Annotated in this window: 28 protein-coding genes and 2 pseudogenes; 22 read left to right on the top strand and 8 right to left on the bottom strand. The window is 68.3% G+C overall.

Going from position 1 to position 25,808, the window contains the following annotated elements:
* The first annotated feature begins 40 nt into the window (after positions 1 to 40).
* The gene (locus KYX69_RS08685; protein WP_300496158.1) at positions 41 to 1,426 is read left to right on the top strand and encodes a M20/M25/M40 family metallo-hydrolase; all 1,386 of its coding nucleotides are present in this window, start codon (positions 41 to 43) and stop codon (positions 1,424 to 1,426) included.
* Between the two features lie 303 nt (positions 1,427 to 1,729).
* Here KYX69_RS08685 and KYX69_RS08690 read toward each other — a convergent pair.
* Positions 1,730 to 2,032 (bottom strand): annotated as a pseudogene (locus KYX69_RS08690) (flagellin); the annotation flags it as partial.
* Positions 2,033 to 2,728: 696 nt separating this feature from the next.
* A pseudogene (locus tag KYX69_RS08695) lies at positions 2,729 to 3,133 on the bottom strand (flagellin FliC); the annotation flags it as partial.
* Positions 3,134 to 3,380: 247 nt separating this feature from the next.
* On the opposite strand from KYX69_RS08695, the gene KYX69_RS08700 reads away from it, so the two are divergent.
* The 19 genes from KYX69_RS08700 (at position 3,381) to fliS (ending at position 18,639) form a co-directional block, all read left to right on the top strand.
* Complete coding sequence (locus KYX69_RS08700) at positions 3,381 to 4,634, top strand: sigma 54-interacting transcriptional regulator (protein ID WP_300496159.1); 1,254 nt, start codon at positions 3,381 to 3,383, stop codon at positions 4,632 to 4,634.
* Positions 4,631 to 5,002, top strand: coding sequence for a flagellar hook-basal body complex protein FliE (fliE, locus tag KYX69_RS08705; protein ID WP_300496160.1), 372 nt, complete (start codon positions 4,631 to 4,633; stop codon positions 5,000 to 5,002). The genes KYX69_RS08700 and fliE overlap by 4 nt, the downstream gene beginning before the upstream one ends.
* 2 nt (positions 5,003 to 5,004) lie before the next feature.
* The gene (fliF, locus tag KYX69_RS08710) at positions 5,005 to 6,657 is read left to right on the top strand and encodes a flagellar basal-body MS-ring/collar protein FliF (protein WP_300496162.1); all 1,653 of its coding nucleotides are present in this window, start codon (positions 5,005 to 5,007) and stop codon (positions 6,655 to 6,657) included.
* Between the two features lies 1 nt (position 6,658).
* The gene (gene fliG, locus KYX69_RS08715; RefSeq protein ID WP_300496164.1) at positions 6,659 to 7,669 is read left to right on the top strand and encodes a flagellar motor switch protein FliG; all 1,011 of its coding nucleotides are present in this window, start codon (positions 6,659 to 6,661) and stop codon (positions 7,667 to 7,669) included.
* On the top strand, positions 7,662 to 8,369 hold the full coding sequence (locus tag KYX69_RS08720; protein ID WP_300496166.1) for a FliH/SctL family protein: 708 nt from the start codon (positions 7,662 to 7,664) through the stop codon (positions 8,367 to 8,369). Before fliG ends, KYX69_RS08720 begins: the two co-directional genes overlap by 8 nt.
* A gap of 6 nt (positions 8,370 to 8,375) precedes the next feature.
* The gene (locus KYX69_RS08725; protein WP_300496168.1) at positions 8,376 to 9,704 is read left to right on the top strand and encodes a FliI/YscN family ATPase; all 1,329 of its coding nucleotides are present in this window, start codon (positions 8,376 to 8,378) and stop codon (positions 9,702 to 9,704) included.
* A 139-nt stretch (positions 9,705 to 9,843) separates the two neighbouring features.
* Complete coding sequence (locus KYX69_RS08730; RefSeq protein ID WP_300496170.1) at positions 9,844 to 10,272, top strand: hypothetical protein; 429 nt, start codon at positions 9,844 to 9,846, stop codon at positions 10,270 to 10,272.
* 27 nt (positions 10,273 to 10,299) lie between these two features.
* Entirely contained in the window at positions 10,300 to 11,484 is a 1,185-nt protein-coding gene (locus KYX69_RS08735; RefSeq protein WP_300496172.1) for a flagellar hook-length control protein FliK, read from the top strand.
* A 22-nt stretch (positions 11,485 to 11,506) separates the two neighbouring features.
* Entirely contained in the window at positions 11,507 to 12,118 is a 612-nt protein-coding gene (fliL, locus tag KYX69_RS08740) for a flagellar basal body-associated protein FliL (protein WP_300496174.1), read from the top strand.
* Between the two features lie 27 nt (positions 12,119 to 12,145).
* A complete protein-coding gene (locus tag KYX69_RS08745; RefSeq protein WP_300496175.1) occupies positions 12,146 to 13,087 on the top strand; it encodes a FliM/FliN family flagellar motor switch protein in 942 nt (313 codons plus the stop codon).
* Positions 13,084 to 13,374 (top strand): flagellar motor switch protein FliN, encoded by a 291-nt coding sequence (gene fliN, locus KYX69_RS08750; RefSeq protein WP_300496177.1) that lies wholly within the window; start codon positions 13,084 to 13,086, stop codon positions 13,372 to 13,374. Before KYX69_RS08745 ends, fliN begins: the two co-directional genes overlap by 4 nt.
* A gap of 6 nt (positions 13,375 to 13,380) precedes the next feature.
* Positions 13,381 to 13,635: a flagellar biosynthetic protein FliO gene (locus tag KYX69_RS08755; RefSeq protein ID WP_300496179.1), complete on the top strand. Its 255-nt coding sequence runs from the start codon at positions 13,381 to 13,383 to the stop codon at positions 13,633 to 13,635.
* A 5-nt stretch (positions 13,636 to 13,640) separates the two neighbouring features.
* Positions 13,641 to 14,438, top strand: coding sequence for a flagellar type III secretion system pore protein FliP (gene fliP / locus KYX69_RS08760; RefSeq protein WP_300496181.1), 798 nt, complete (start codon positions 13,641 to 13,643; stop codon positions 14,436 to 14,438).
* 7 nt (positions 14,439 to 14,445) lie between these two features.
* Positions 14,446 to 14,715: a flagellar biosynthesis protein FliQ gene (gene fliQ, locus KYX69_RS08765; protein WP_066682622.1), complete on the top strand. Its 270-nt coding sequence runs from the start codon at positions 14,446 to 14,448 to the stop codon at positions 14,713 to 14,715.
* Entirely contained in the window at positions 14,712 to 14,840 is a 129-nt protein-coding gene (locus KYX69_RS08770; RefSeq protein WP_300496183.1) for a hypothetical protein, read from the top strand. Before fliQ ends, KYX69_RS08770 begins: the two co-directional genes overlap by 4 nt.
* Before the next feature lies 1 nt (position 14,841).
* Positions 14,842 to 15,624 carry a flagellar biosynthetic protein FliR gene (gene fliR, locus KYX69_RS08775; RefSeq protein WP_300496185.1) on the top strand — a complete coding sequence of 261 codons (783 nt, stop codon included), beginning with the start codon at positions 14,842 to 14,844 and terminating at the stop codon, positions 15,622 to 15,624.
* Entirely contained in the window at positions 15,624 to 16,766 is a 1,143-nt protein-coding gene (gene flhB, locus KYX69_RS08780) for a flagellar type III secretion system protein FlhB (protein WP_300496187.1), read from the top strand. The genes fliR and flhB overlap by 1 nt, the downstream gene beginning before the upstream one ends.
* 33 nt (positions 16,767 to 16,799) lie before the next feature.
* Positions 16,800 to 18,236 (top strand): flagellar filament capping protein FliD, encoded by a 1,437-nt coding sequence (gene fliD, locus KYX69_RS08785; protein ID WP_300496190.1) that lies wholly within the window; start codon positions 16,800 to 16,802, stop codon positions 18,234 to 18,236.
* Between the two features lie 4 nt (positions 18,237 to 18,240).
* The gene (gene fliS, locus KYX69_RS08790) at positions 18,241 to 18,639 is read left to right on the top strand and encodes a flagellar export chaperone FliS (RefSeq protein ID WP_300496193.1); all 399 of its coding nucleotides are present in this window, start codon (positions 18,241 to 18,243) and stop codon (positions 18,637 to 18,639) included.
* A gap of 165 nt (positions 18,640 to 18,804) precedes the next feature.
* Here the strand turns inward: fliS and KYX69_RS08795 are convergent, their stop codons facing one another.
* Positions 18,805 to 19,875 (bottom strand): CaiB/BaiF CoA-transferase family protein, encoded by a 1,071-nt coding sequence (locus KYX69_RS08795; RefSeq protein ID WP_300496195.1) that lies wholly within the window; start codon positions 19,873 to 19,875, stop codon positions 18,805 to 18,807.
* A gap of 69 nt (positions 19,876 to 19,944) precedes the next feature.
* Between KYX69_RS08795 and KYX69_RS08800 the strand changes: the two genes are divergently transcribed.
* Both KYX69_RS08800 and KYX69_RS08805 read left to right on the top strand, forming a co-directional pair.
* A complete protein-coding gene (locus tag KYX69_RS08800) occupies positions 19,945 to 20,481 on the top strand; it encodes an NADPH-dependent FMN reductase (RefSeq protein WP_300496197.1) in 537 nt (178 codons plus the stop codon).
* Between the two features lie 177 nt (positions 20,482 to 20,658).
* Positions 20,659 to 21,252, top strand: a complete 594-nt coding sequence (locus KYX69_RS08805; protein WP_300496200.1) for a response regulator — start codon at positions 20,659 to 20,661, stop codon at positions 21,250 to 21,252.
* Here the strand turns inward: KYX69_RS08805 and KYX69_RS08810 are convergent.
* From KYX69_RS08810 to argH, 5 genes are read right to left on the bottom strand one after another with little or no spacing between them, the layout of a single operon-like run.
* Positions 21,230 to 22,180, bottom strand: a complete 951-nt coding sequence (locus KYX69_RS08810; protein WP_300496202.1) for a CorA family divalent cation transporter — start codon at positions 22,178 to 22,180, stop codon at positions 21,230 to 21,232. The genes KYX69_RS08805 and KYX69_RS08810 overlap by 23 nt on opposite strands.
* The gene (locus tag KYX69_RS08815; protein ID WP_300496204.1) at positions 22,177 to 22,932 is read right to left on the bottom strand and encodes an NAD(P)-dependent oxidoreductase; all 756 of its coding nucleotides are present in this window, start codon (positions 22,930 to 22,932) and stop codon (positions 22,177 to 22,179) included. The genes KYX69_RS08810 and KYX69_RS08815 overlap by 4 nt, the downstream gene beginning before the upstream one ends.
* On the bottom strand, positions 22,929 to 24,188 hold the full coding sequence (lysA, locus tag KYX69_RS08820) for a diaminopimelate decarboxylase (RefSeq protein ID WP_300496206.1): 1,260 nt from the start codon (positions 24,186 to 24,188) through the stop codon (positions 22,929 to 22,931). Before lysA ends, KYX69_RS08815 begins: the two co-directional genes overlap by 4 nt.
* A 10-nt stretch (positions 24,189 to 24,198) precedes the next feature.
* A complete protein-coding gene (locus KYX69_RS08825; protein WP_300496208.1) occupies positions 24,199 to 24,432 on the bottom strand; it encodes a lipoprotein in 234 nt (77 codons plus the stop codon).
* A 2-nt stretch (positions 24,433 to 24,434) separates the two neighbouring features.
* The gene (gene argH, locus KYX69_RS08830; protein WP_300496210.1) at positions 24,435 to 25,805 is read right to left on the bottom strand and encodes an argininosuccinate lyase; all 1,371 of its coding nucleotides are present in this window, start codon (positions 25,803 to 25,805) and stop codon (positions 24,435 to 24,437) included.
* Positions 25,806 to 25,808 lie beyond the last annotated feature (3 nt).

The following is a 25,808-nucleotide window of genomic DNA, read 5'->3' on the forward strand; positions in this document are numbered from 1 at the left end:
AGTCCCCGTTAGGGTCGCGCGATCAGTTTGAGGGGTCACCATGAAGCGTATCTTCGCCGCCGCACTGCTCTGCACCGCGCTCGCCGCACCCGCCATCGCCCAGACCGCCGCGCCCGCGCCGGTCACCAGCGCGGCGCCGGCGACCGACTGGACGGTCAAGCCCGAATGGATTTCGGCGCATGTCCGCTTCCTCGCCGGGCCGGAGCTGCAGGGGCGCGGCAGCGCGACGCGGGATGAGGCGATCGCCGCCGCCTATGTGGCGGCGCGCTTTCAGGGCTATGGGCTGCAGCCCGCGCCGGGCACGGACTCCTATGTGCAAAAGGTCAAGGTCATCCGTCCGCGCCTTGACGGCGAACCGGCGGTTACGGTCGCCGGCAAGGCGATCAAAGGCGCGACGCTGATTCTTGGCGGTGCCGATCGCGTGGCGGGCACTGCGGCAGTCCATGCCGGGGACGATGCCGCCACGCTCCCCGCTGGAGACATCGTGTTCGTGGCGGGCGCAAAGATCTCACCCTCCGCCGCGATCCGCGCCACGCGCGGCAAGGGGACCAAGCTGCTGGTGCTCCGCGCGAGCGAGGCGACCGCGAAATTATGGGAGCAGATCGGCAAGCAGCCGCGCCTGACCTCCTACCTCGCCAGCCAGCCGCCCAAGGACGGCCTGTCGGTGATCGTCCTCCCCGCTGCGGCGTTCGACAAGGCGGCGAAGTCTGCGGGCAAGCCGGTCGCGATGCAGCTCAACCTGATCCGCGAAGAGGTCGAGACCACCAACGCGATCGGCTATCTGCCCGGCACCGATCTCAAGGCGGGGGTGATCCTGCTCGCCGCGCATGTCGATCACCTTGGCGTCCAGCCCGACGGGACAGTGATGTATGGCGCCAACGACGATGCGTCGGGCGTCGCGGCCGTGCTCGAACTCGCCCATGCGCTGAGCAGCGGAAAGCGGCACAAGCGTGGCATCCTGTTCGCGGCGTTCGGGGCGGAGGAGATGGGCGGCTTCGGATCGCGCGCCTTCGCCGCCGCGCCGCCGGTGCCGCTGAACGACATCGTCGCCAACCTCGCTTTCGAGATGATCGGGGCGCAGGATCCCAAGCTGCCCGCCGGCACGATGATGATGACCGGGTTCGAACGCTCGACGCTCGGCCCGGCACTGGTCGAGCGCGGCGCGCTGGTGGCGAAGGACCCCTATCCCGAGCAGAACTTCTTCGCGCGATCGGATAACTACCAGCTCGCGCTGCGCGGGGTGGTCGCGCACACCATTTCGGGCTGGGCGGTGACGCCGACCTATCACTCGCCGCAGGACACGATCGCCAATCTCGACATCCCGTTCATGACGCGCGCGGTCCAGTCGCTGATCGGCCCGGTGCGCTGGCTCGCCGACGGCGACTACCGTCCCGACTGGACCCCCGGCGGCAAGCCGGGGGAGTAAGGCATCAATTCCTCTCCTGAGCTTGCTCAGGGGAGGTGGCAGCGCACAGCGCTGACGGAGGGGCCGCCGCTGCAAGCGGCGGAATTTTGCCGAGCTGTCCACGGCTGTCTGCGCAGCCGCCCCTCCACCACGCCCTACGGGCGCGGTCCCCCTCCCCCAGCAAGCTGGGGGAGGAATAGCCAACAAAATAGAAAAACCCCGGCGGTCTTTCGACCACCGGGGTTTCCTCGCATGCCCTTCCAACAGGGAAGGGTGACCGGCCGTGGCGCCTGTCAGGGGGGTGACACCCCGACCGGCACACGCTTAGCGAAGCAGCGTAAGGACGTTCTGCTGCGACTGGTTGGCCTGGGCGAGCATCGCGGTCGATGCCTGGCTCAGGATCTGCGCCTTGGCGAGCGCGGTCGTTTCGGCCGAGAAGTCGGCGTCCTCGATGCGGCTGCGCGCTTCGGTGAGGTTGGTGACGTTGCTGGTCAGGTTGTTGACCACCGATTCGAGGCGGCTCTGGCTGGCACCAAGGCCGGCGCGGACCGTGTTGACCGTGGTCAGCAGCGCGTCGATCGTGGCGAGCGATGCAGTCGCCGCTGCCGACGTCGCAACCGACAGACCGGTCGTTTCGATATCGTCACCGACCGAAACCACGATGTCGTCGCCGACTTCCGCCGCGATCTGGTCACCGACTTCCGCCGCGATCAGGTCGCCTTCCTCGGCAGCGACCTGGTCGCCGACCGAGACCGTGATCTCATCGCCTTCGCTCACGACGATCTGATCGCCTTCCTCGGCGAGGACTTCGTCGCCGACTGCAACCGCGATGTCGTCACCGACCGCGCCGCCAAAGCCGTTATCGATATCTTCCTGAGTCGCCGGGCGCATCAGGTTGGCGTCAACGTCAGCCTGGGTGGCGACGCGGGTCGCACCCGCCGTCACGTCGTCGGCAGTTGCTGCACGGGTCACCCCGGCCGTCACGTCCGCCGCAGTCGCCTCACGGGTCACGCCCGCATCGACATCGTCCTGCGTCGCGGCGCGGGTCGCACCGGCCGTCACGTCGTCCGCCGTTGCGGCGCGGGTGGCACCGGCGGTCACGTCCGCGGCGGTGGCGGCGCGGGTTGCGCCCGCCGTCACGTCGTCGGCAGTCGCTTCGCGGGTCGTCCCGGCATCGACATCCGCCTGAGTGGCGGCGCGGGTGCCGGCCGACATGGTGCTCAGGTCGATATTGCCGATCGCGATCGCGACGGTCTCGCCCGAGTTATAGCCGGTCTGGATCGTCGTGCTGGTGCCCGTGCCGCCCGAGGTCGTCGTGAACAGCGAAACGCCGTTGAACTTGGTCGTGGTCAGCGCCGACGAGATCTGCGAGGTCAGCGCGGTCACTTCCGACTGAAGGTTGGTGCGGTCGCTGTCCGAATAGGTGCCCGAAGCCGACTGGACCGACAGCTCGCGGATGCGCTGCAGCATGTTGGTGACTTCGCTCAGCGCACCTTCGGCGGTCTGGGCGAGGCTGACGCCGTCATTGGCGTTGCGGATTGCCTGGCTCATGCCGCGGATCGACGAGGTCATCGTCGATGCGATGGCGAGGCCGGCGGCGTCGTCCTTCGAAGTGTTGATGCGCTTGCCAGTCGACAGACGCTCCATGGCGGTCTGCAGCGAGGCCGACGCCATCTTCGAAGCATTCGCGGCGCGCAGGCTCGCGATGTTCGTTCCGATAACAGTCATGTCTTGTCTCCGTTCAATCCGGCGTCTCCCCGTTCCCCCCTGAATGCGAAGGAGCCCGAGCCGCCACAGGGGTGAACGGCAGGGTGCGCGGCGGATTAAGCAGTTTTCTGCGCAGTTTTTCGCGGGTCTCGCGCGCGCGTAGAGGCACGCGCGGCGAACTGGAGCCGAAAAATGCTGTTTTTTTGAATTGGTTTACTCGGCGTTTACCACCAATCCCGCATTCCCCCGTTCAACAGGGGGTTCTCGAATGCAGACCATCTTTCCGTCGGCCGCAGTCCTTCGCCAGAATTATGCGCTGGTTTCGGCGCTGCGCTCGCAAGGGTTCACGATCGGTGCCGCCGACAAGGTGAAGCCGATGCCCGGCGACCTGTTCATGATCGTCGAGGGCGAAGCGCCCCCGGTTTCCGCCCGCACCCTGGTGCTGGCCGAGGGGCCGGTCGCGGCGATCCCGTTCAACGACGGCAATCCCGCCCGGTTGTCCTATGGTGCCGATGACACTGCGGTCGCCACCGGCTTTGCCAGCGCAATGTTGCGTGGCGCGCATGCGCCGGTCGCCGCCGATCCCGAAAGCCTGGCGCTCTATGCGCTGGCCGAACGCGTCGCCGCCGCCGACATCACCGTACTGATCAACGGCCCGACCGGCACCGGCAAGGAAGTGCTGGCCAAGGCGATCCATAACGGCTCCACCCGCCGCGACGGCCCGTTCATCGCGGTCAATTGCGCGGCGCTGCCCGAAACCATGCTCGAAGCGTTGCTGTTCGGGCACCAGAAGGGCGCGTTCACCGGCGCGAATGCGTCGGGCGAAGGCTTTTTCCGTGCGGCCAATGGCGGCACGCTGCTGCTCGACGAAGTCGCCGAAATGCCGCTCGCGCTCCAGGCCAAATTGCTCCGCGCATTGCAGGAGCGTGAGGTCGTGCCGATCGGCGCGACTGCCGCTGAAAAGATCGACGTGCGCGTCATCGCCTGCGCCAACCGCGATCTTCAGGCCGAAGTGATGGAGGGCCGGTTCCGCGCCGACCTTTACTACCGCCTGTCGGTCTTCCCGCTCTCGACAAAGCAGCTCGCCGCGCGCCCCGGCGACGTGGCTGCGCTGGCGGCGGCGATGGTGCTGCGTCACAGCGCGGGCCGCGCGCAGCTGCCCTGGGTGACGCGCGAGGCGCTGGCGGTGCTCCAGTCGCATGACTGGCCGGGCAATGTCCGTGAGCTCGAGAATGTCATCCAGCGCGCGCTCCTGCTGTGCATGGGCGACGCGATCACGCCCGATCACCTCATCTTCGATCGTCCGCGCGTCTCGGCGGCGCCGGTGCAGGCCGAGCCCGGACAGCTCAGCAATATCGTCCAGCTCAGTGAGTTCGCCGCAATCCGCGAGACGCTGGCGGCGTGCGGCGGCAGCCGGATCGAGACCGCCAAGCGGCTCGGCATCTCCGAACGCACGCTGCGCTACCGCCTCGCCAAGGCGCGCGAGCAGGGCGAAGACCTGGTCCGGAGGATTAGCGCATGAGCGGGATCGGCGGAGTGGGCGGCGCGGGTGGCGTCGACCGGGTGATGCAGCTGCGCGCCCAGATCCTCGAACGCAACGAAGCGCTGCAGCGCGCAACCAGCGGGGCCGCCGCTCCGGTTGGAACGCCGGGCGTCCAGCCCGCCGGCCCGTCCAGCTTCATCGACACGATGCAGCAGGCGGTGGCGAACGTGAACGGAGCGCAGGCCCGCGCCAGCGAACTCTCCGCCTCGTACGAGCGCGGCGAAACGGTCGACATCGCCAAGGTGATGCTCGCCCGCCAGGAAGCGTCGGTTGGCTTCGAAGCGACGCTTCAGGTCCGGAACAAACTCCTGACCGCCTATCGTGACATCATGAGCATGCCGGTCTGACCATGAGCAACGCCATCGCCACCACCGACGCCCCCGTCCCCGCCACCAGCGGCGGCGCGGCCAACCCGCTCAAGCAGCTGGGCGACATTTTCGCCCAGCCGGCGGTCAAGCGCAGCCTGCCGCTGATCTTCATGCTCGGCCTGATCGGCGCTGCCGCTCTGGCCTGGATGATGCTGTCGACCCCGCCGCAGCGCGTGCTGTTCGCCAACCTGCCCGAAAGCGACAAGGCGGCGGTGGCACAGGCGCTCGACGCCGCGAGCATCGCCAATGGCATCGACGGGTCGGGTTCGATCACCGTCGCCGAGGACGATTATCACAAGGCGCGCATGCTGCTCGCCGGACAGGACCTGCCCAAGGCTGCACCGGGCGGCTACGCCCTGCTCGACAATATGCCAATGGGCGCGAGCCGCGCGGTCGAGGGGGAACGGTTGCGCCAGGCGCGCGAGACCGAACTGGCCCGTTCGATCGGCGCGATCGACACGGTGGCCGAGGCGCGGGTGCATCTCGCCACCCCCGAAGCCAGCGTGTTCGTGCGCGACAAGGCCGAGCCGAGCGCTTCGGTGATCGTCAAGCTCCAGCCCGGCCGCACGCTCAGCGACGCGCAGGTCCGATCGATCGTCAACCTCGTCGCCTCGTCGGTGCCGGGGATGAAGCCCGATGCGGTGACCATCGTCGACCAGATGGGCGCGCTGCTGAGCAAGACCGGGCAGGAATCGAGCGCCGGCGACGCGCGGATCGATTTCCAGAACCGGGTTGAGGACAAGGTGCGGCAACAGCTGGTGACGCTGCTGACCCCGCTGCTCGGCGCGGGCAATTTCAGCGCCGAGGTGCAGGCTGAGGTCGATCTGGACGAGAACCAGGCCACCCGCGAAAGCTATGACAAGGAAGGCACGGTGGTCCGCGCCGAACAGGGCAATTGGACCGGCGCGCCGCGCGACGGTGCGGCGGGTGCGCCCGGCGGCATCCCCGGCGCGCTGTCCAACGTGCCCCCGGCGCCGAGCACGGTTGCGACGCCGACGCCCGGCGCTCCCGCTCAGCCCGGCCAGCCCGCGACTCCGGCGGCTGCCCCCGGCATGAAGCAGAGCGACAGCTTCACCCGCACCTACAGCAATGGCCGTGAGGTTTCGGTCACCCGCAACATGCCGGGCAGCATCAAGCGGCTGTCGGTCGCGGTGCTGCTGCGCGAGGAGCCGGGCAAACCGCGCGGCCAGGTCGAAATTCGTCAGATCGACGAACTGGTCAAGGCGACGGTCGGCTATAAGGCGGAGCGCCAGGATCAGGTCACGGTGGTCAGCCGCAAGTTCAGCACCAACGCCGCTGCCGAGGCGGAGGGCATTCCCTTCTACGAAACGCCATGGTTCGCGATGGTCGCGCGCAACGTCACTGCGCTGGTGATCGCGCTGCTCGTCCTGCTGCTCGGTGTGCGTCCGCTCGCCCGCGCGCTGATGCGCCGCCGCGACGATGCGCGTGTGGCCGGTGCGCCGATGGGCGCCGCCGATGGCGTGCAGCTGCCGACGCCGGTCAGCCCGCAGATGCTTGCCGGGTCCGGCCTGTCGCTCGGCGACCGGGTGGGGCTGGTGCGCGATTTCACACGCGAAAATCCGGCGCGCGCTGCGCTCGCGGTGCGCGACATGATCCGCACGGAGGGCCAGTAAGATGAACGCCCCGCGCCGCTTTACGGGCGTCGAACGCGCCGCCGTGCTGATGATGGTGGTCGGCGACGAAGAGGCCGCTGCGATCCTGCAAAAGCTCGATCCGGATGAGGTGCGTCAGCTCGGCGCGGCGATGATGGCCGTGGCCGATGTCAGCGAATGGGAAATGGCGCAGGTCCTCGACGATTTCACCGGCCGCGCGCAGGAGCGCAGCGCGATCCAGTTCGATCCGCGGCCCAAGCTCGAAACGGTGGTGACCAAGGCATTGGGGCCGGAGCGGGCGGGGACCGTGCTCGCCAGCATCCTGCCGCCCGAACCCGCCGAATCGATCAGCGCGCTCGCCTGGATGGACGCGACCGAGATTGCCGGGATGCTCGAGGACGAGCATCCGCAGATCGCCGCTGTGCTGCTGGCGCATCTCGATCCCGCCGTCGCGGCACAGGTGCTGGAAATGCTGCCCGAGGCGAACCAGCCGCAAGTGTTGCGCCGCGTGGCCCGCCTTGGCCCAGTGACTCCGGACGCGATCGCGACGCTGACCCAGGTCCTCGAACGCCATGCTGGCCAGCCCAAGCGGGTTGCCGGCGTCCAGATGGGCGGCGCGCGCGAGGCGGGGAAGATCATGTCCTCGGCACGCAAGATCACCGAGCAGAAGGTGATGCCCAAGCTCGCCAAGATCGACCGCGAAATCGCCCGTGCGATCGAGGAAGCGATGTTCGTCTTCGACAATCTGCTCGAGCTCGACGACAAGAATATGGGGACTTTGCTCCGCAACATCGACAGCGACATACTGGTCCGCAGCCTCAAGGGCGTGGACGAGGCTGCGCGCACCCGTTTCCTGTCGTGCATGTCGAGCCGCGCGGCCGACACGATCCGCGACGAGCTGGAAGCACGTGGCCCAATGAAGATGGCCGAGGTGCTCGACGCGCAAAAGGCGATGATCGGAATCGCCCGCCAGCTGGTGAAGGACGGCACGATCACGATGCCGGGCGGCGGCGGAGACGACGACTATGTCTAACTTCGTCCCCGGCCTGGCCGCGCGCGGCGACGGGATTGCGGACGCGCTCAAACGCGCCTTCGCCCCGCCCGATGCCTTCGCGGCGCGCGCGATCGCGCCGCGCCCGCCTGCGACGCCCCGCCACTTTGCGCCCGAAGCGCCGGGTCACAAGCCTACCGAAGGGTGGGACATGTTCGAGGCGGACAAGGCCGCCGCCGAACCCGCACCATTCGTCGACCCGGTCGCCGCCGCGCGTGCAGCGGGTTATGCCGAAGGGCTCGCCGCCGGTCGTGCCGAGGCCGACGCGGCTACAGCGGCGCAGACTGCGCTGCTGACCCAGGTCAGCGACGCGCTGGCCCGCGGGGCGCATTTCGATCGCGCGCGCATGGCCGGGCATCTGCGCCAGACCGTGCTGCACCTCGTCACCCGCATGATCGGCGAGGCGGGGGTTGCCCCCGACGTGCTCGCGCACCGAATCGAGGCGGCGACCGACCTGCTTGCCGACAGCGCCGAATCGGCGATCCTGCGGCTCCACCCCGACGATGTCGCTTTGGTGCAGGATCACCTGCCCAAGACGGTCTTCCCGGTCGGCGACGCCCAGCTCAAGCGCGGCGCCTTCGTCATCGAAAGCGCCTCGACCATCGTCGAGGACGGCCCCGAATTGTGGCTCGAACAACTGGCGCAGGCGATCGACCGCGTGCCTATTCCTCCCGCGATCTGAGGGCGCATGTTCAACGATTTCAGTGCCGCCTATCTCGACGGTCTCGCCGGTGGCGGATTCCGGCCCCAGCCCAAAGTGTCGGGCCGCCTGTCCTCCTATGACGGGCTGCTGATGGAGGCCGTTGGCCTGTCGCTCCCGGTCGGCACGGTCTGCGCGATCGGCACGGGCGAGCATCGCGTCGAAGCCGAAGTGATCGGCTTTCGCGGCGGCAAGACTTTGCTGATGAACCTGGGCGGCCCCGCCGCCTTGCTGCCCAACGCCCCCGTCCGCCCGGTTGGCCCTCCCGGCGAGGCCGAGGTCGGTGCGGCGCTGCTCGGCCGCGTCGTCGATGGCGCAGGCAAGCCGATTGACGGGCTCGGCCCGATTCGCGGGGCAGGCAAATGGCCGCTCGCCGGCAAGATCCAGTCGCCGCTCGACCGTGGGCGCGTGCTTCAGCCGATGGATGTCGGGGTGCGCGCGATCAACGGCCTGCTGACCATCGGTCAGGGCCAGCGCGTCGGCATCATGGCGGGATCGGGCGTCGGAAAATCCGTGCTGCTCGGCATGATGGTCCGCGCGGCCAAGGCCGATGTGATCGTCATCGGCCTGATCGGCGAACGCTCGCGCGAAGTGTCCGACTTTCTCGAAACCAAGGTCGCTGGCGCGGCACGTGCGCGTTCGGTGGTGGTCGCGGTCCCGGCCAACCACTCGCCGGTCCTGCGTATCCGTGGCGCGCTGCGTGCCACCGCCATCGCCGAAGCCTTTCGCAACGAGGGCAAGAAGGTGCTGCTGATCATGGATTCGCTCACCCGCGTCGCGCATGCCGGGCGGGAGATCGGGCTGGCACTGGGTGAACCCGCCAGCGCGCGCGGCTATCCGCCCAGCGCCATCGCGATGTTGCCCAGCCTGATCGAGCGGGCCGGGACCGACGTCCACACCGGCGGGTCGATCACTGCGATCTACACCGTGCTCGCCGATGGCGACGACGGCAACGATCCCGTGGTGGACAGCGCCCGCTCGATCCTTGACGGCCATATCGTACTCAGCCGCGCGCTGGCCGAACGCGGCGTTTATCCCGCGATCGACCTTGGGCCATCGGTCAGCCGCGTGATGACCGACATCGCCGACAAGACGCACGTCGCCGCCGCGCGCGTGCTGCGCCGTCACCTCGCGACCTATGAAGAGAATCGCGATCTCGTCCTGATGGGCGCCTATCGCGCGGGCGCCGATGCCCAGATCGATGCCGCGATCGCCTGCCACGACACCGTGCTCGACTATATCCGCCAGCCCTATGACGAGACGGTCAGCCTCGACGAAGCCGTGACCGAACTGGTCGGCGTGTTCGGGGATGCGTGACCGGATAAGATCCTCCCCGGAACGGGGAGGGGGACCAGCCGAAGGCTGGTGGAGGGGGCCCGAGGCAAGGGAGTCCGATGCCTCGGGCCCCCTCCGTCAGCGCTGCGCGCTGCCACCTCCCCGTGCCGGGGAGGATTGATTGGACAAACACACTAAAAAGCTCGGTCGCCTGCACCGCGTCCGCACGCTCCAGCTCGACATGGTGCGCGCGAGCGAGGCTGCGGCGCGGGAGAAGGTCGCCGCCGAACAGGCGCTGCGTGCCCGGATCGAATCGCTGGCACAGGGCGTCGCGCCGTCGCCCGCGCCGCTGCCCGGCAGCGCGACCAGCCTGATCGCCGCCGCGCACTATCGCGAACGGCTGCACCAGTCCGCCTTCGCCGCCGAGCGCCGCGTCGCCGATGCCCAGCGCGGGCTCGATCATGCCCGCAGCGCGACGCAGGAAGCCAAGCGCGACCAGAGCGCGATCGAGAAGCTGATCGAACGTGCCGAGGCAAATGCCGCCCGCCGCGCGATGCGCGCGCTGGAGGACATGCCGGCCATCCCGAGAAAACGGCACGATCCTTGCTGATCACCGGGCGAAGGAGTTTCGCCCGACGTGACCGACCTGCTCGCCTCGACCGCCATCGCCCTGTCTCCGTCCGCAATCGCGCCGCGCGCCGTGCCTGCGACGGGTCCCGGGGGGTTCGATCTCAAGCTGGCGCTCGACTGCGTGATGCCCGGCCTCGCGCCCGCGACCGGCAAGCTGGTTGCCGCGGGCGGCAAGGATTTGCCGGTACCCGGCAATGGCGCGGCAACGGGCGACGATAGCGACACGGATGAAGCACTGCTGGCGTGGATGCCGGAGGGGCTGATGCCGCTCCCGCTCGAAGCCCCGCTGCCTGCCCGTATTGCGGTCGGCATGCCCGCCGCTCCGGTCGCTGCGCCGATCGCCGATCCCGTGGAGGCCGCCGCAATGCCGTGCGATCTGCCCGAGGCGGCGCCGCTCCCCGGTGAAGCGACGGGCGCTGCTGACGGCGATGGGTTCGCCGCGTCGCTGGCACCGGCGTCTAATGCTCCGACGTCAACCCCAGTTTCCACCCCGCTTCGCACCCTGCGCGCGGTTCCGGCCCAGGCCGAGCCGGGCGTAGGGGGCGGGGTCGCCGCGGCGGAGGTTCGGATCGACCGCGCCACCGCTGCGGCGCCCGAGCTTGCCGCGCGACTGACCGCCGTGCTGCCGCCGGTCATGCAGGCCGCACCCGCCGCGCAGGTCTTCGCCGCTGCTCTCGCCGCACCGTTGGTCGAACCGCTCGACACAGCCACCCCGGCCGACCCGACCAGCCCGGAAATCCAGCTGCTGCGCTCGGTCGAGCTTCAGCGCACCACCGTGCAAGCGACCGCGCCGGCCGATCAGGCCCCGCTCGACCTCAGCCGCGACGATTGGACCGGCAAGATGATCGAACGCATCGCCGCGCTGCGTGAGGGCGTCGAGGCGGCGGACACGCGCATCCGCCTCGCGCCCGAGAATTTGGGCGCGGTCGATGTCTCGATCCGCCGCGATGGCGATCGGCTCCAGGTGCATTTCACCGCCGAGAACCCCGCAACCCGCCAGCTGCTCGCCGACGCTGCCCCGCGCCTTGCCGAACTCGCCGAAGCGCGCGGGCTGAAGCTCGGCCAGTCGAGCGTCGACAGCGGCAGCGGCGAGCGCGGCCAGCAACAGCAGCCCAACCACCCATCCACACCCGCCCGCCCGGCATCGGCGCGCGCGGACACCGGCGCCGCGTCTGACGCGCGGGTCGCCTGAACCATCCTGAGGGGGATTTGAGATGAGCGATACCGAAGCAACCGCAGCGCCCGCGAAGAAAAAGGGCGGGATGATGAAATGGCTGATGATCGGCACCGGCCTGGTCGTGCTGATCGGCGGCGGCGTCGGTGGCGGCCTCTACGCCGCCAATTCCGGCCTGCTCGGCGGGGGCGCCGCGCAGGGCGAGAGCGCCGATGCCGATACGCCGCGCCTCGTCCCCAAGAGCGAGGAAATCCGCGCTTCCGCCGGGAAGGAAGGCGAAGAGGGCGGCGAGAGCAAGGGCAAGCCGACGCCAAAGGGCGAGGGCGGCGACAAATATGCCTCCACTTACTACCAGATGGAGAAGGAGTTCACCTCCAATCTGCGCGAGAGCGTCCATTTCGTGCAGGTCGGGATCGCGGTCTCGACCCCCTATGACAACCGCGTCGTCGACAATCTGAAGACGCATGAACTTGCGGTCCGTTCGGCGATCCTGCTCGCGCTCGGCGAAACGGCGGAGGACGATGTCTTCACCGCCGACGGAAAAACCCGCCTGCAAAAGCGCCTCGCCGCCGCAATCAACGGCGTCCTCAAGGAAAAAGAGGGATTTGGCGGGATTGCTAACGTCTATTTTACCAATTTCATCGTTCAGTGAACGGGCATGGTTAACGGCCCTTCAGAGATGACCCTTCAGGGAAACGCGTCGGATCGGCGTGAGCGTTCGCGCGCCGGCGCCGAGCACGCGCCCGCTTTGGGGGCCGCGAACCTCAACCCGTTCGGCGACCTGCGCGGCGTGCAGCACCTCACCGCCCGGCTCGCCAAATCGTTGAAGCCGGTGTTCGAACCGCTGCTCGGCGAAGGGCTGCGCGTCTGGGCTGAGCCGCTGGCGGTGCAGCGCCACGCCGATTACCGCGCGGAACGGCCCGCCGGGCTCACCGCGTGGCTGCCGCTGGCCATGTCGCCGGGGCGGGGCCGTGCCTTCATTCTGATCGACGGCAAGCTCAGCTACGAAATGCTCGACCGCTTCTTCGGCGGGGATGGTGAGGCACCACACCCGATGCCGACCGACTTTACCGGGTCGGCGGAAACGCTGCTGCACCGGGTGGCCGACAGCATCGCGGCGCAGCTGCGCCCGGCCTGGGAGCTGCTCGCCGAGATCGACTTCAGCTTCGCCCCCGCGCCGACGCCGCTGTCGGTTGCGCCGGAGATCGATGGCGGCGACGCGATGGTCGTCACCCGCATCGGCGTCGCACAGGGCAGCGGCAAGCCGCACTGGATCGACATTCTCTACCCCGTCAGCGCGCTCAAACCGTGGAGCCCGGCGCTCACCGCCAAGGTGATCGGCGGCGAGCCCGAGGTCGAGCCGCACTGGCGCAATGCGCTGACCCGCGCCGCGCTCGGCGTGCGCCTGCCGGTCCGTTCGGTGCTGGCCGAGCCGATCGTGCCCGCTTCGACGCTGATGGCGCTCAAGCCCGGCGACGTCATTCCGATCAGCTTCGGCCCCGATGTGCCGGTGATGGTCGGCCCGCGCCGCATCGGCAGCGGCACCGTCGGCACCGCCAATGGCCGCGCCGCAATTCGCCTGACCCGTTTCGACACCCCTGAGCTCGAGGACGCACGATGAACGACATGACCGGCAGCTTCGCCGCCGAAACCGCGGCCGCCGCCAATTTCCACCTGCTCCAGGATGTCGGGGTCAAGCTGACCGTCGAGATCGGATCGACCACGCTGACGCTGCGCGAGCTGCTCGCGCTGGCCGAAACCAGCGTGATCGAACTCGACCGCGAGGCCGACGAGCTGCTCGACGTGTTCGTCAACGGCACGCTGATCGGTCGGGGCGAAGTGGTCACGGTCGGCAAGAAGTTCGGCGTGCGCATGACCGAACTGGTCGCGCCCGAAAAGCGGGGCTGACCGACCATGATGTGGTCCTACATCCTCAAGCTGGTCGTGCTGCTGCCGCTCGTCTGCGGCCTGCTGATCGGCTGCCTCTATCTCTGGCGCAAGCTTGAGGCGCGGTTGCCCGGCAATCAGGGCGATCGGCTGCTCAAGGTCAAGGAAACGATGATGGTCTCGACCGGCACGCGCATCGCGGTGCTTGAGGTTGAGGGCAAGCGCCTGCTCGTTTCGGTCAGCCGTAACGGCGTCACCCTGATCGACCGGATCGACGGATGAGCCCGATGCTGCGCCACCTCATGCTCCTGCTCGGCGCGTTGGCGCTGGCATTGTTCGCGGTCGCCCCGGCCTTCGCGCAGGAAGCCGCCGCCGCTGCGCCCACCGCCGCTGCGACTCCGGGTGCGGGCGATGCGATCGACCGCGCGCTCGGCGACCTGGGTGGCGGCGACGCGCCGCTCAGCCTGTCGCTGCAGGTGCTCATCATCATGGGCCTGCTCACGGTGCTGCCGGGCATCCTGCTGATGATGACCAGCTTTACCCGAATCATCATCGTGCTCGCGATCCTGCGTCAGGCGCTGGGCCTGCAACAGACCCCGCCCAATCAGGTGCTGGTCGGCCTTTCGCTGTTCCTGTCCTTCTTCATCATGGCCCCGACGATCGAGGTGATGAACCGCACCGCGATCCAGCCCTATGCCGAAGGCCGCATAGGCGCGACGCAGATGATCGAGGAGGCGGGAAAGCCGCTCCACGCGTTTATGCTCAAGCAGACGCGGGTAAAGGACATCACGATGTTCGCCGGCATCGCCAAGACCGGCCCGATCGCCAATCCGCAGGACACGCCCTTCTCGATCCTGCTGCCCGCTTTCGTCACCAGCGAACTCAAGACCGCGTTCCAGATCGGCTTTCTGATCTTCCTGCCGTTCATCGTCATCGACCTGATCGTCGCCACCGTGCTGATGAGCCTCGGCATGATGATGATGTCGCCGACGATCATCTCGATGCCGTTCAAATTGCTGCTGTTCGTGCTGGTCGATGGCTGGGCGCTGACGATGGGCAGCCTCGCTTCAAGCTTCTCGGGATAGCCGGACCATGGACGCAGACTATTTCCTGTCGGTCGCGCGCGAAGCGATGTGGATCCTCGCGCTGGCCTCGGCCCCGATCCTGATCCCGGCGCTGCTGTCGGGCCTGATCCTCGGCATGATTCAGGCGGCGACGTCGATCCAGGAACAGACGCTGACCTTCGTGCCCAAGCTCGCGATCGTCGGGGTCAGCCTGGTGATCTTCGGCGGCATGATCATGACGCTGCTCGGCGACTTCACCACCACCATCTTCGAACGCATCCCGGACCTTGTGAAATGACTTTCAGCACACCCGTTCCCGCCGCCCCGCCACAGCCGCCGCGCCCGTCGCTACGTCGCCCCGATGCGCGGCGTGACGATCTGTTCCGCACGCGCTGGGCGCCGACCTCGGCCAGCATCCACTAACATGCTCGGCTTCGGCCTCGCGATCGAACCGCAGCTCTGGGCGCTGCTGTTCACGATGGTGCGCGTCGGTGCGGCCTTCCTTGCCGCGCCGGTGTTCGGCGCAATCGCGGTGCCGCTCAACGTCCGCATCCTGCTGACCGCCGCCGTCTCGATCCTGTCGATGCAGGCCGCGCCGATTGCGGTGCCGGGCGAGGTGTTCGTGCTGACCACGATCCTCGCCGTCGCGGCGGAGGCGCTGGTCGGCCTCGCCCTCGGCTTCATCCTCCAGATCGCCTTTGCCGCGCCATTGGTGGCGAGCGAGGTGATCGGCGTATCGATGGGCCTCAGCTTCGCCACCGCGATCAACCCGCAGACCGGCCAGTCCACCCCCGCGCTAGGGCAGTTCCTGACCGTGTTGCTCACCCTGCTGTTCCTCGCGGTCGACGGGCATCTGGTGCTGGTCGAGCTGATCGTGCGCTCCTACGAACTGCTGCCCCCCGGCGGCGCGTGGCTGACGCCGGGCAAGCTCATGAACATCGTGCTGTTCGGCGGCTACGCCTTCCTCGCCGGGCTGCTGCTCGCGCTGCCGGTCGGCTTTCTGCTGCTGTGCCTCAACATCGTCGTCGGCATGCTCTCGCGCTCGGCCCCCGCGCTCAACCTGTTCGCGATCGGCATTCCCGCCAGCCTCGCCATGGGTGTCCTCGCGCTGCTCGCCGGCATGCCCGCGATGGGCGACTACATGCTCGTCATCGTGCGTGAGGCGCTCGACGCCGTACAGGCGCTGGTGCTCGGAGGACTCGGCTGATGTCGGAGAGCGCGGGCGAAAAGACACAAGCACCAACACCCAAGCGCAAGCAAAAGGCGCTCGACGATGGCGACCTGCTCAAATCGCGCGAGTTCGGCGCGGCGCTGATCATGCTGCTCGGCTGTGGTTGGATGATCCTGATGGGGCCGCAACTGCTGTCGGCGATCCGCGAGGTGATGGCGGCGAGCTTCAGCTTCGGCCGCGCCGATATCGAGAGTTTCCAGCCCTGGAAGCCGCTCGCCACCGCCGGGTGGAAGCTCGCCCCGTCGATGGGCGCCCTGCTCGCCATCGCATTGGGCGGCGCGGTGCTGAGCCAGGCAGCGCTCGGCGCGCTGCGCTTCAACGGCAAGCTGATGGCACCCAAGGGCAATCGCATCAATCCCGGCTCCGGGCTCAAGCGCATCTTCGGCCCGACCGGCTGGATCGAACTCGGCAAGTCGCTGCTCAAGGTCGTGCTGCTCGGTGGCATGGGCGCGTGGCTGCTGTGGGGATCGGCGCCGATGACGATGGGTCTGGTCTCGTCCGACCTCGGCACGGCGGTGAAGTCGCTCGGCGATACCTTTGCCACATTGGTTCTCGTCATGGCGGGCGGATTGCTGCTGATCGCGGGCGTCGACCTTCCGATCCAGATCTTCCGCCACATGCAGCGGCTCAAGATGAGCCTGCAGGAAGTAAAGGACGAATATAAGGAAACCGAAGGCTCGCCCGAGGCTAAGGGCCATCGTCGCCAGCGTCAGCGCGAAATTGCCAAGGGTGGCCTCCGCAAGAGCGTCGCGACCGCGCATGTCGTGCTCACCAACCCGACCCATTTCTCGGTCGCGTTGCGCTATGATCAGGGCAAGGATCAGGTGCCGGTGGTGGTCGCCAAGGGGCGCGGCGAGATCGCGCTGGCGATTCGCGAGCTGGCCGACGAATTCGCGGTGCCGCGGATCGAGCTGCCACCGCTCGCCCGCGCGCTCTATTTCACCAGCCGCGAGAATCAGGAGATCCGCGACGACCTGTATCTCGCGGTCGCGACGGTGCTGGCGTTCGTCTTTGGCCTCGACAAGCGTGCGGGCGCAGCGATGCCCGCCGTGAAGGTGCCCGAGACTGCGCAGTTCGACGAAAACGGCGTGCAAATCGGCCTAAAGGGCAGGCCGTGATGGCCGTTCTTGAGGGCATGGGGGAATGCGGCCATGGCCATTGAATCGATTGCGAAAACGATCGGCACCGGGTCGGGCATCGACACGACCGCGCTCGTCCAGAGCCTGGTCGATGCGCAGTTCGAACTGAAGAACGCAGCGCTCACCAAGCGCGAAGAGACGCTGACGGCGCAGATCACGGCGGCGGCGACGCACAAGAGCAACATCACCGGCTTCGCCACGGCGCTGGCGAACCTCACGCGCGGCGGGACGCTCGCGACGCAGCCTACGACCTCACATTCCAGCATTCTAGGCGTCACCCGCCTGTCGGGCGCGAACCTGGCTACGCTCAACGCCAAGGTCGAGGTGCGTCAGCTCGCCGCACCGCAAAGCGCCGCCAGCGCCGCCGTGACCGACCGCACTGCTGCAATCGGTCAGGGGACGCTCACCCTCACCTTCGGCACTGCGACGGTCGCTGATGGCGCGATGGCCGGCTTCACGGCGGGAAGCGCCGCCCCGGTCGCCATCACCATCGGCCCGGACAATAGCAGCCTCGACGGCATCGCCGCCGCAATCAACGCGGCCAAGGCCGGGATCACCGCATCGGTCGTCACCGACAGCGGCGGCGCGCGGCTGGTGGTCAAGGGCGCAAGCGGGGAGGCGCGCGCCTTCACCCTCACCGCGACCGAGACGGCGGGCCATGAAGGACTCGCTGCGCTCAATGTCGGCATCGGTGCGACCGGCACCACGATCGGCAGCGCCGCCGCCGACGCGATCGTCGCGGTCGACGGCATCGCGCTGCGCCGCGACGGCAACAGCATTTCCGATCTGGTCCCCGGCGTCCGGCTCGACCTGTCCTCGGCCCAGCCGGGGACGATCGTGACGATCGGCAAGGCCGCGCCGACCAGCGCCTTGCTCCAGGCCGCACAGGATTTCGTCGCGACCTATAACGAGGTCTTCTCGGCGCTGAACAAGGATCTCGACCCGCTCGACGGCGCGCTGCGCGGCGATGCGGCGGCGAAGGCGGTGAAGCGCCAGCTTCAGCAGATCACGATCGCTCAGGTCGCGACCGGCGCAGCGGGCGAGCCGACGACGCTGGCCCAGATCGGCATTCGCACCGAACGCGACGGGACGCTCAGCGTCGACACCGCCGCGCTGAGCCGGGCGCTGGTCGACTATCCCGAAGCGGTCGAGCGGCTGTTCGCCGAACCGGTCGGCACCAACGCCACCGGCAACGGCATCGCCGGGGCGCTCAACGCGATCTCCGCCACCGCCGCCAGCACGACGCGCGGGCTGGGCGCAAGCGAGGCGAGCTACACCCGCGCCAAGGCCGATCTGGACGAGGACAAGGCCGATGTGCTCGCCAAGGTCGAGGACACGCGCACGCGCATGACCCGCCAGTTCGCCAGCATGGACGCCAAGGTCGCGGTCTATAAATCGACGATGAGCTTCCTCGAATCGCAGGTCGAAGCCTGGAACAAGCAGAATTGATGCGATGACCCGCCCAATCCGCCTCACCACCGACGCCGCCGCCACCTATCGCAACATCGACGCGGTTGGGCGCACCGCCGCCGCCGATCCGCACCAGCTGGTCGAACTCATGTACAAGGAGTGCATCGCCGCGCTCCGCTCCGCAGCCTTCGCGACCGAAAACGGCCAGTTCCCGGTCAAGAGCGAGCGCATCGCCCGCGCCACCGCGATCCTGTTCGCGCTCGAAGGGGGCCTCGATTTCGAACGCGGAGGAGAGGTGTCGCGGACGCTCGCGACGCTCTATCACGGTCTGCGCAACCAGATCGTCCACGCCAGCATCGGCAGCGACCCCGCGCCGTTCCGCGCTGTCGCCGACGACCTTGAGGAAATTGCCGGCGCGTGGAGTGCAGCGCGCGCGGCCTGAACCCCTATTATTCCCCTCCCTGAAAGGGAGGGGCTAGGGGAGGGTTTAGCGGCGAGCGAGGCTCGATTCCTCGCACGTCGCTGTTTTGCCGATGCGCTTTGCATCCTTTGAAGCGCGCAGACGCACGCCCCTCCTCCGACCCGTTCCGGGAGGGGAGATTTGACCTCAATCCACCCACCGCCCCAGCATCTCGCCGACGCTCGTCACCACCGCCGGTCCTACCGGCGTCGCGCGCGGGGTGAATTGCGGCGCGGTCGGGCCGCCCGCCGGGCCACTCGCCAATGGACGCCGGGCCAGTGCATGCGGATGCCGCGCCGCTTCCGTCAGGCTCAGCACCGGGGTGACACAGGCCGCACCATCGGGGAAGCGTGCGACCCATTCGTCGCGCGTCCGGCTGGCAAAGCGCCGGGCGAATTCGCGCGCCATGTGCGGCCACCCCGCACGGTCGAACTGCGGGATTTTCGACGCCTCCAGCCCCAGCACCGCGCACAGATCGGCAAAGGCCGCCGGCTCGATTGCGCCGACCGCGACATGGCGCTCATCGGCGCAGCGATAGGTGCGGTAAAAGGGCGCCCCGCCATCGACCAGATTGGCCTCGCGTCGATCGAGCCAGCGCCCGCTCTGCGCCAGGCTCTGGGTCAGCGCCATCAGCGTGCCGACCCCATCCGACGCGGCGGCATCGACAACCCGGCCCTCGCCGTTCGCCTGCGCGCCCAGGATCGCGCTCACCATGCCCAGCGCCAGGAACATGCCGCACCCGGCATGGTCGCCCAGCAGGGTCAATGGCACCACGGGCTGGTCAGGCGTGCCGATCGCATGCAGCGCGCCGGTCAGCGCCAGTACGTTGATGTCGCTGCCCGGACGCTCGGCCATCGGCCCGTCCTGCCCCCACATGCTCGCCCGGCCATAGACCAGCCGCGGGTTGCGCATCCGGCACGCATCGGGGCCGATCCCCAGCGCATCGATCGAGCGCGGGGGCATGCCCTCGATCAACCCGTCGGCGCGGTCGATCAGGTCGCGCAGCTCGTTGATCGCCGCCGGATGCCGGAAATTTAGCTCCAGCTCGCGCCGCCCGCGATACAGGCTGGGGACGACATGGCTCGCATTCGCATCGGGTTGGACGATCCGCACCACGTCCGCCCCCAGATCGGCGAGCAGCATCGCGGCGAACGGCACCGGCCCGATCGCGTCGATCTCGACGATCCGCACCCCCGCCAGCGGTCCCTTGGTCTGCACCCCGTCCCTCCTTCGCCGTCCCGCGCGATCAGGGTGGCCGATCCCGGTGGTTTCCGCTAGCCCCGCGCCATGAGCAAGCCGCACATCGTCGCCCTTGGCGGAACATCGCGCCCCGAATCGAGCACCGGCCGCGCGCTGGCGCGCTGTCTGGCGATCGCGGAGGAAGCTGGCGCACGCACCACGCTGCTGACGGGCGAGGCGATCAACTTCCCGCCCTATGAGCTGTGCGACCCGGTGCCGGACGGCAATATCGCGCAGTTCGTCGCGGTGCTGCGCAGCGCCGATGCGGTGATCGTCGGCTCGCCCGGCTATCACGGCACGCTGTCGGGGCTGGTCAAGAACGCGCTCGACCATGTCGAGCTGCTGCGCGGCGACGATCGCGTCTATTTCGACCGGATGCCGGTGGGCATGGTCGCGACGGCGGGCGGATGGCAGGCTGCGGTGTCGACCATGGCGGCGCTGCGCACGGTGGTCCACGCGCTGCGCGGCTGGCCGACCCCGCTGGGTGTCGCGATCAACATGGGCGCGCCCGGCGATCCATTGGCCGATGCCGACGCGCAACTGCGCATGATGGTTGACCAGATCCTGTGGTTTCTGCGGCGCTGAGTAGTAGCCCAAGTAAGACGGCACCGGCCCGCTCCCCCACCCGGCCACCCATATCATGCTACCGCTGGGTGGTCGGGTGGGGGGAGCGGGCCGATGCCGCCGCCCAGCGTAGCGCTAAACGGCACCAGCGCAGCGTTAACAGGATCGTGACGCTCCCGGCATAGATTGGGTGTCATGGTGAGCCCTGACACCCAGACAGGCGATTCGCGCCGGCGTCACACGCGCACGATCCTGGTCGTCGATGACAGCCGGACCAGCCTGCACGTCATCGGCGGACGGCTGGGCGCGATGGGCTATATGGTGGTGCTGGCACAAAGCGGTCGCGAGGCGCTCGATCTGATTTCCGGGCGTGGCTTCGACCTTGTCCTGCTCGACATGGTGATGCCGGGCATGTCGGGGCTGGAGGCGCTGGCGGAAATTCGCACTGCGCCCGACACTGCCGACCTGCCCGTGATCATGATCACCGCGCTCAACGATACGGACGGCGCGGTTGCGGCGCTCGCGGCGGGGGCGGACGACCATATTGCCAAGCCGTTCGATTTCGGTGTGCTTCAGGCGCGGATCGAACGCACGCTGGAGCGCGCCGGGCGAATCGCTGAGCTCAAGCGCACCGTCGCCTCGCTCGACGCGCGAATCGCCGCGCGCGCGATCGAACTGGGCGAGACGCGCAGCGAACTCGCCGTCACCCGTGCCGATTGTGCGCGGCTGCAGGGATCGATCGACGCGCGGGCCGGCCGCGTCGTGCCGCTCAACGGAACCAGTGTCGCCTGACGAAATACAGGCCGACCCCGGCCGCGACCGCCAGGCTGAAGCCGGTGATCACCCAGAATGATTCGGGATGTCTGGCATAGGGAATGCCATCGACATTCATCCCGAACAGCCCGGTGATGAACGTCAGCGGCAGAAAGATCATCGCCACCACCGCGATCAGCAGCGAGCGCTGATCAATCACCTCGGCGCGCAAATCGGTCAGCGCCTCATGGATCAGCGCCGCGCGCTCGCGAATGCTCTCCAGCTCCTCCGCCATGCGTGCCGCGCGGTCGGCGGCGGCGTTGATGTGCAGCCGGTCCTCGTCACTCAGCCACGGTACCGGCAGCCCGGCGAGCTTCTCCAGCGCCACCCGTTGCGGATAGAGGAAGCGGCGATATCCAATCGCCTTGCGCCGCGCCGCGCTGACACTGCGGCGCAGCTCAAATGCGGCGCGCGGATCGAGCTGCTCCTCGCAATCGTCGAGTGAATCGCCAAGCTGCGCGACATGCGGATCGAGCTGTTCGGTGATCGCGGTCGCCAGCGTCGCGATCAGATCGCCCGCGTCCCGGATCTGCCCCGCCTCCATCGCTGCGCGCGCCGCATCCAGCGCGTCGAGCGGCAGCCGGGTCACCGAAATCACGCGGCGCCCATCGGCGCGCATCCGGATCGATGCGAGCGGATCGCTGCTTGCCATCTGCGCCTGTGTCATGCCGCGCAGATTGAGCAACGCCGCGCCATCGACCTGCTCGCAACGCGGGCGCGTTTCCAGCGCGGTCAGCGCATCGATCGTGAAATGGTCGAGTGCGGCGTGATCGCGCAGCCACGCCTGCACCTCCTCATCGCGCGAGGTGAGGTGGATCCACACGAACTCCGCCGCGCATGCCAGCGCGTCGCGCGGGGCGATCTCCTCGACGGCGTCCGCCGTGACCCGATAGGCAAATCCACTCATCGCGTGGTTGAAACATCGACGGTGAGGCCGGGCAAGCCCTCAGGCGGCGCGTCGCACAACATGCGATCGGCATCGGCGCGCGCGCGGTCGAGGATCGCGGCGGGCACATCGGCGCGATGCGTCACCCGATCCGCCTGCGCCAACCAGCGCGCCTGCCGCAGCGTCAGGTCGTCGGGATCGGGGGAGGTCAGTATGATTGCCTCGATCCGGTCGCCCGGTGCATCGGACCCGGCGATCCAGCGCGCCACCGCCTTCTCATCCTGTGCCTGCAACGGATCGAGCGGCCCGCTCAACGCAGCACCCAGCGCCCGCCGCCGCTCGCCCCCATCGGGCCAGCGCGCGCGCATCGCCCCGCGCGCCGCCGCCAGCGCATCGGCGAACGCGCCAAGGCCAGCCGGAATGAGTGGTTCGATCCGCTGGCGCAGTGCCGCCGCCAGACCCGCCGACGCGCCGCCGGTGCCGATCGCAATCGTCACCGGATCGCGCTCGATGATCGCGGGCAAGGTGAAGTCGCACAGATCGGGCCGGTCGGCGACATTGACCAGCAGCCCGCGTGCCTTCAGCCGCGCAACCACCGGCTCCGGATCCTCGCACGCGACCAAAGCGATCTGCGCGAGCGCATCCTCGCCCACGATCACCGCGCCCGCGCGTTCGAGCAAGCGGCGCTTGGCCTCCGCCATCGCGCCGTCGCCCACCAAGATTGCCGGCCGCCCGTCCAGCCGCACAAAAACGGGCAGGCCGGAGCGCTTCACCGCACCCACTCGGGGACGCGCTCGGACCCCATGATCGTTTCGGGCTGGATGCGGTCCGCGACCACCGCGAACTTGTCGCCCGACACCAGCACCTCGGGCACCAGCGCACGGCTGTTGTAAGTCGAGGCCATGGTCGCGCCGTACGCGCCAGCCGTGCGGAACACGCCCAGATCGCCCGACTTCACCAGATCGATCTCGCGCCCCATCGCGAACGTATCGCCGGTCTCGCACACCGGCCCCGCGATATTCGCGACGAACTTCTCGCCCGTCGGCTCGACCGCCTCGAACGCATGATAGGCGTCGTAGAGCGCCGGGCGGGCCAGGTCGTTCATCGCCGCATCGACGATGACATAGGGGTTGATGCTCGCCGGCTTCACCCAGATCACCTCGGTCACCAGCACGCCTGCATTGCCGCAGATAAACCGGCCCGGCTCGAACATCAGCGTCACGTCCCAATCGGCGGTGACGCGCTTGACCATCGCGCCGAATTCCTCGGCGGTCGAAACCTTGTCATCAGGCTCGTAAGGGACGCCAAGTCCGCCGCCCAGATCGACATGGGTGATGGTGTGTCCGGCAGCGCGCAGCTGCGCGACCAGCTCGCCGACGCGCTTGTAGGCCGCCTCCAGCGGGGCGAGCGTCTTGAGCTGGCTGCCGATATGGATCGCCACGCCGCGCAGGTTCATGCCCGGCCGCTTGGCCAGCCGGTCGAAGATCGCGGGCGCGCGGTCGATCGCGACGCCGAACTTGTTCTCCGCCTTGCCGGTCGAAATCTTGGCATGCGTGCCCGCATCGACATCGGGGTTCACGCGCAGCACTGCCGGCGCAGTCTTGCCCTGGGCATGCGCGAGGTCGGCGAGCACCTCTCCCTCTTCCTCCAGCTCCAGGTTGAACTGACCGATCCCTTCGTCCAGCCCCAGCTGCAGCTCGCCGCGCGTCTTGCCGACGCCCGAAAACACGATGTCCTCGGGCTTCATCCCCGCCGCCAGCGCGCGCTTGAGTTCGCCGCCCGACACGACATCCGCGCCATAGCCCTGCTTGGCGAGCACGCCGAGCACGGCAAGGTTCGGATTGGCCTTGATCGCGAAGGCGATATGCACGCGCGGCAGGTCGGCCAGCGCGGCCTTCAGCACCTGCGCATGCCGCTCCAGCGTGGCGGTGGAGTAGACGTAGAAGGGCGTGCCGACCTCTGCCGCGATGCGCGAAATGGCGACGTTCTCGGCGTGCAGCACGCCGTTCTTGCGATTGAAATGGTCCATGATGGTCTTCTTATTGCGGCGGCAGGTCGAACTCGTCGCTGCGCCGTTCCTCTGAGCTGCGCAGCACTTCGTCGCTGCGCGTCGGTCGCGTCTGGGGCGGCGCCTTCGTCAGGTCTGCCGGTGCCGGCGTGGCCACCGCACCATAGGGTTTGGGGGGCAGCGACTCCCCGGCGGCCGGTTTCAGGTCACCCCGATTGCCGCATGCGGCCAGCAGAAGCGCCGTGAAGACCACCAGGGTTCGCATATTCATTCTCCTCTTGCAGCGCGGGCGGCTGCAATCGCCGCACGCACCCGGGTCGGGGCCGTGCCACCAAAACTCATCCGGCTCGCCACCGAAGCATCGACCGTCAATACGTCAAACACGCGCGCATCGATACGCCCGTCGATCGCCTGCAGTTCCGCCAGTTCCAGCTGGTCGAGCCGCACGCCCTTCGCCTCCGCCGCCGCGACCGCGCGCCCGGTGATATGGTGCGCCTCACGGAATGGGATGCCGCCTTCGCGCACCAGCCAGTCGGCCAGGTCCGTAGCGGTGGCAAAGCCGCTTTCGGCCAGGCCGCGCATCCGGTCGGTGCGGAAACTCGCGCTCTCGACCATCCCGGTCATCGCCGCGATCGACAGCGCCAGCAGGTCATGCGCCTCGAATACCGGCGGCTTGTCGTCCTGCATGTCCTTCGAATAGGCGAGCGGCAGGCCCTTCATCGTGATCATCAGCGCGGTCAGGCACCCGACGATCCGCCCGCTATGCCCGCGCACCAGCTCCGCCGCATCGGGATTGCGCTTTTGCGGCATGATCGAGCTGCCGGTCGACCATTGGTCGGACAGCTTGACGAAGCCGAAGGGCTGGCTCGCCCAGATCACGAATTCTTCGGCAAGGCGACTGAGGTGCAGCGAACATTGCGCCGCCGCCATCAGATAATCGAGCGCGAAGTCGCGGTCGCTCACGGCATCGAGCGAGTTGCGCGTCGGCCCGTCGAACCCCAGCGCCGCTGCAGTCATCTCGCGATCCAGCGGAAAGCCCGTCCCCGCCAGTGCCGCCGACCCCAACGGGCAGAGATTGCCCCGCGCACGGTTGTCGGAAAACCGCGACACATCCCGCGCGATCATCTCGAAATAGGCCATCAGATGATGCCCCAACGTCACCGGCTGCGCGCTCTGCAGATGGGTGAAGCCCGGCATCACGCTGTCGGCATGCTCCTGCGCCCGCGTCAGCAGCGCGCCCTGCAACGCGTCGAGCGCGGTGAGCACCTGATCACTCGCGTCGCGCACCCACAGTCGGAAATCGGTCGCGACCTGATCGTTGCGGCTGCGCGCGGTGTGCAGCCGTCCGGCAACCGGCCCGATCTTCTCGGCCAGCCGCGATTCGGTCAGCATATGAATGTCTTCGAGCGCCAGATCCTCGGGCACCCCGTCGCGCGCATAGTCTTCGGCAACCGCGTCCAGCCCGGCCGAAATCGTCGCGGCATCCTCCGCCGACACGATCCCCTGCTGCCCCAGCATCGCAACATGCGCCTTCGACCCCGCGATATCCTGGCGCCACATTCGCTTGTCGAACGGGATCGATGCGTTAATCTCACGCATCACCGACGACGGGCCTTCGGCGAAGCGCCCGCCCCACATGGA

Origin of the sequence: Sphingomonas sp. (assembly GCF_030145815.1) — a bacterium.
Lineage (GTDB): Bacteria > Pseudomonadota > Alphaproteobacteria > Sphingomonadales > Sphingomonadaceae > Sphingomonas.

What these genes read in the sequence shown, in the direction of transcription:
- KYX69_RS08725 (WP_300496168.1), top strand. Translation starts at nt 8,376, where the DNA reads ATGTTCAACGATTTCAGTGCCGCCTATCTCGACGGTCTCGCCGGTGGC.
- KYX69_RS08770 (WP_300496183.1), top strand. Translation starts at nt 14,712, where the DNA reads ATGACTTTCAGCACACCCGTTCCCGCCGCCCCGCCACAGCCGCCGCGC.
- KYX69_RS08745 (WP_300496175.1), top strand. Translation starts at nt 12,146, where the DNA reads ATGACCCTTCAGGGAAACGCGTCGGATCGGCGTGAGCGTTCGCGCGCC.
- KYX69_RS08800 (WP_300496197.1), top strand. Translation starts at nt 19,945, where the DNA reads ATGAGCAAGCCGCACATCGTCGCCCTTGGCGGAACATCGCGCCCCGAA.
- fliR (WP_300496185.1), top strand. Translation starts at nt 14,842, where the DNA reads ATGCTCGGCTTCGGCCTCGCGATCGAACCGCAGCTCTGGGCGCTGCTG.
- KYX69_RS08810 (WP_300496202.1), bottom strand. Translation starts at nt 22,180, where the DNA reads ATGAGTGGATTTGCCTATCGGGTCACGGCGGACGCCGTCGAGGAGATC.
- KYX69_RS08685 (WP_300496158.1), top strand. Translation starts at nt 41, where the DNA reads ATGAAGCGTATCTTCGCCGCCGCACTGCTCTGCACCGCGCTCGCCGCA.
- fliN (WP_300496177.1), top strand. Translation starts at nt 13,084, where the DNA reads ATGAACGACATGACCGGCAGCTTCGCCGCCGAAACCGCGGCCGCCGCC.
- fliG (WP_300496164.1), top strand. Translation starts at nt 6,659, where the DNA reads ATGAACGCCCCGCGCCGCTTTACGGGCGTCGAACGCGCCGCCGTGCTG.
- KYX69_RS08720 (WP_300496166.1), top strand. Translation starts at nt 7,662, where the DNA reads ATGTCTAACTTCGTCCCCGGCCTGGCCGCGCGCGGCGACGGGATTGCG.
- fliS (WP_300496193.1), top strand. Translation starts at nt 18,241, where the DNA reads ATGACCCGCCCAATCCGCCTCACCACCGACGCCGCCGCCACCTATCGC.
- fliL (WP_300496174.1), top strand. Translation starts at nt 11,507, where the DNA reads ATGAGCGATACCGAAGCAACCGCAGCGCCCGCGAAGAAAAAGGGCGGG.
- KYX69_RS08825 (WP_300496208.1), bottom strand. Translation starts at nt 24,432, where the DNA reads ATGCGAACCCTGGTGGTCTTCACGGCGCTTCTGCTGGCCGCATGCGGC.
- fliD (WP_300496190.1), top strand. Translation starts at nt 16,800, where the DNA reads ATGGCCATTGAATCGATTGCGAAAACGATCGGCACCGGGTCGGGCATC.
- KYX69_RS08755 (WP_300496179.1), top strand. Translation starts at nt 13,381, where the DNA reads ATGATGTGGTCCTACATCCTCAAGCTGGTCGTGCTGCTGCCGCTCGTC.
- argH (WP_300496210.1), bottom strand. Translation starts at nt 25,805, where the DNA reads ATGTGGGGCGGGCGCTTCGCCGAAGGCCCGTCGTCGGTGATGCGTGAG.
- flhB (WP_300496187.1), top strand. Translation starts at nt 15,624, where the DNA reads ATGTCGGAGAGCGCGGGCGAAAAGACACAAGCACCAACACCCAAGCGC.
- fliF (WP_300496162.1), top strand. Translation starts at nt 5,005, where the DNA reads ATGAGCAACGCCATCGCCACCACCGACGCCCCCGTCCCCGCCACCAGC.
- fliP (WP_300496181.1), top strand. Translation starts at nt 13,641, where the DNA reads ATGCTGCGCCACCTCATGCTCCTGCTCGGCGCGTTGGCGCTGGCATTG.
- fliQ (WP_066682622.1), top strand. Translation starts at nt 14,446, where the DNA reads ATGGACGCAGACTATTTCCTGTCGGTCGCGCGCGAAGCGATGTGGATC.
- lysA (WP_300496206.1), bottom strand. Translation starts at nt 24,188, where the DNA reads ATGGACCATTTCAATCGCAAGAACGGCGTGCTGCACGCCGAGAACGTC.
- fliE (WP_300496160.1), top strand. Translation starts at nt 4,631, where the DNA reads ATGAGCGGGATCGGCGGAGTGGGCGGCGCGGGTGGCGTCGACCGGGTG.
- KYX69_RS08700 (WP_300496159.1), top strand. Translation starts at nt 3,381, where the DNA reads ATGCAGACCATCTTTCCGTCGGCCGCAGTCCTTCGCCAGAATTATGCG.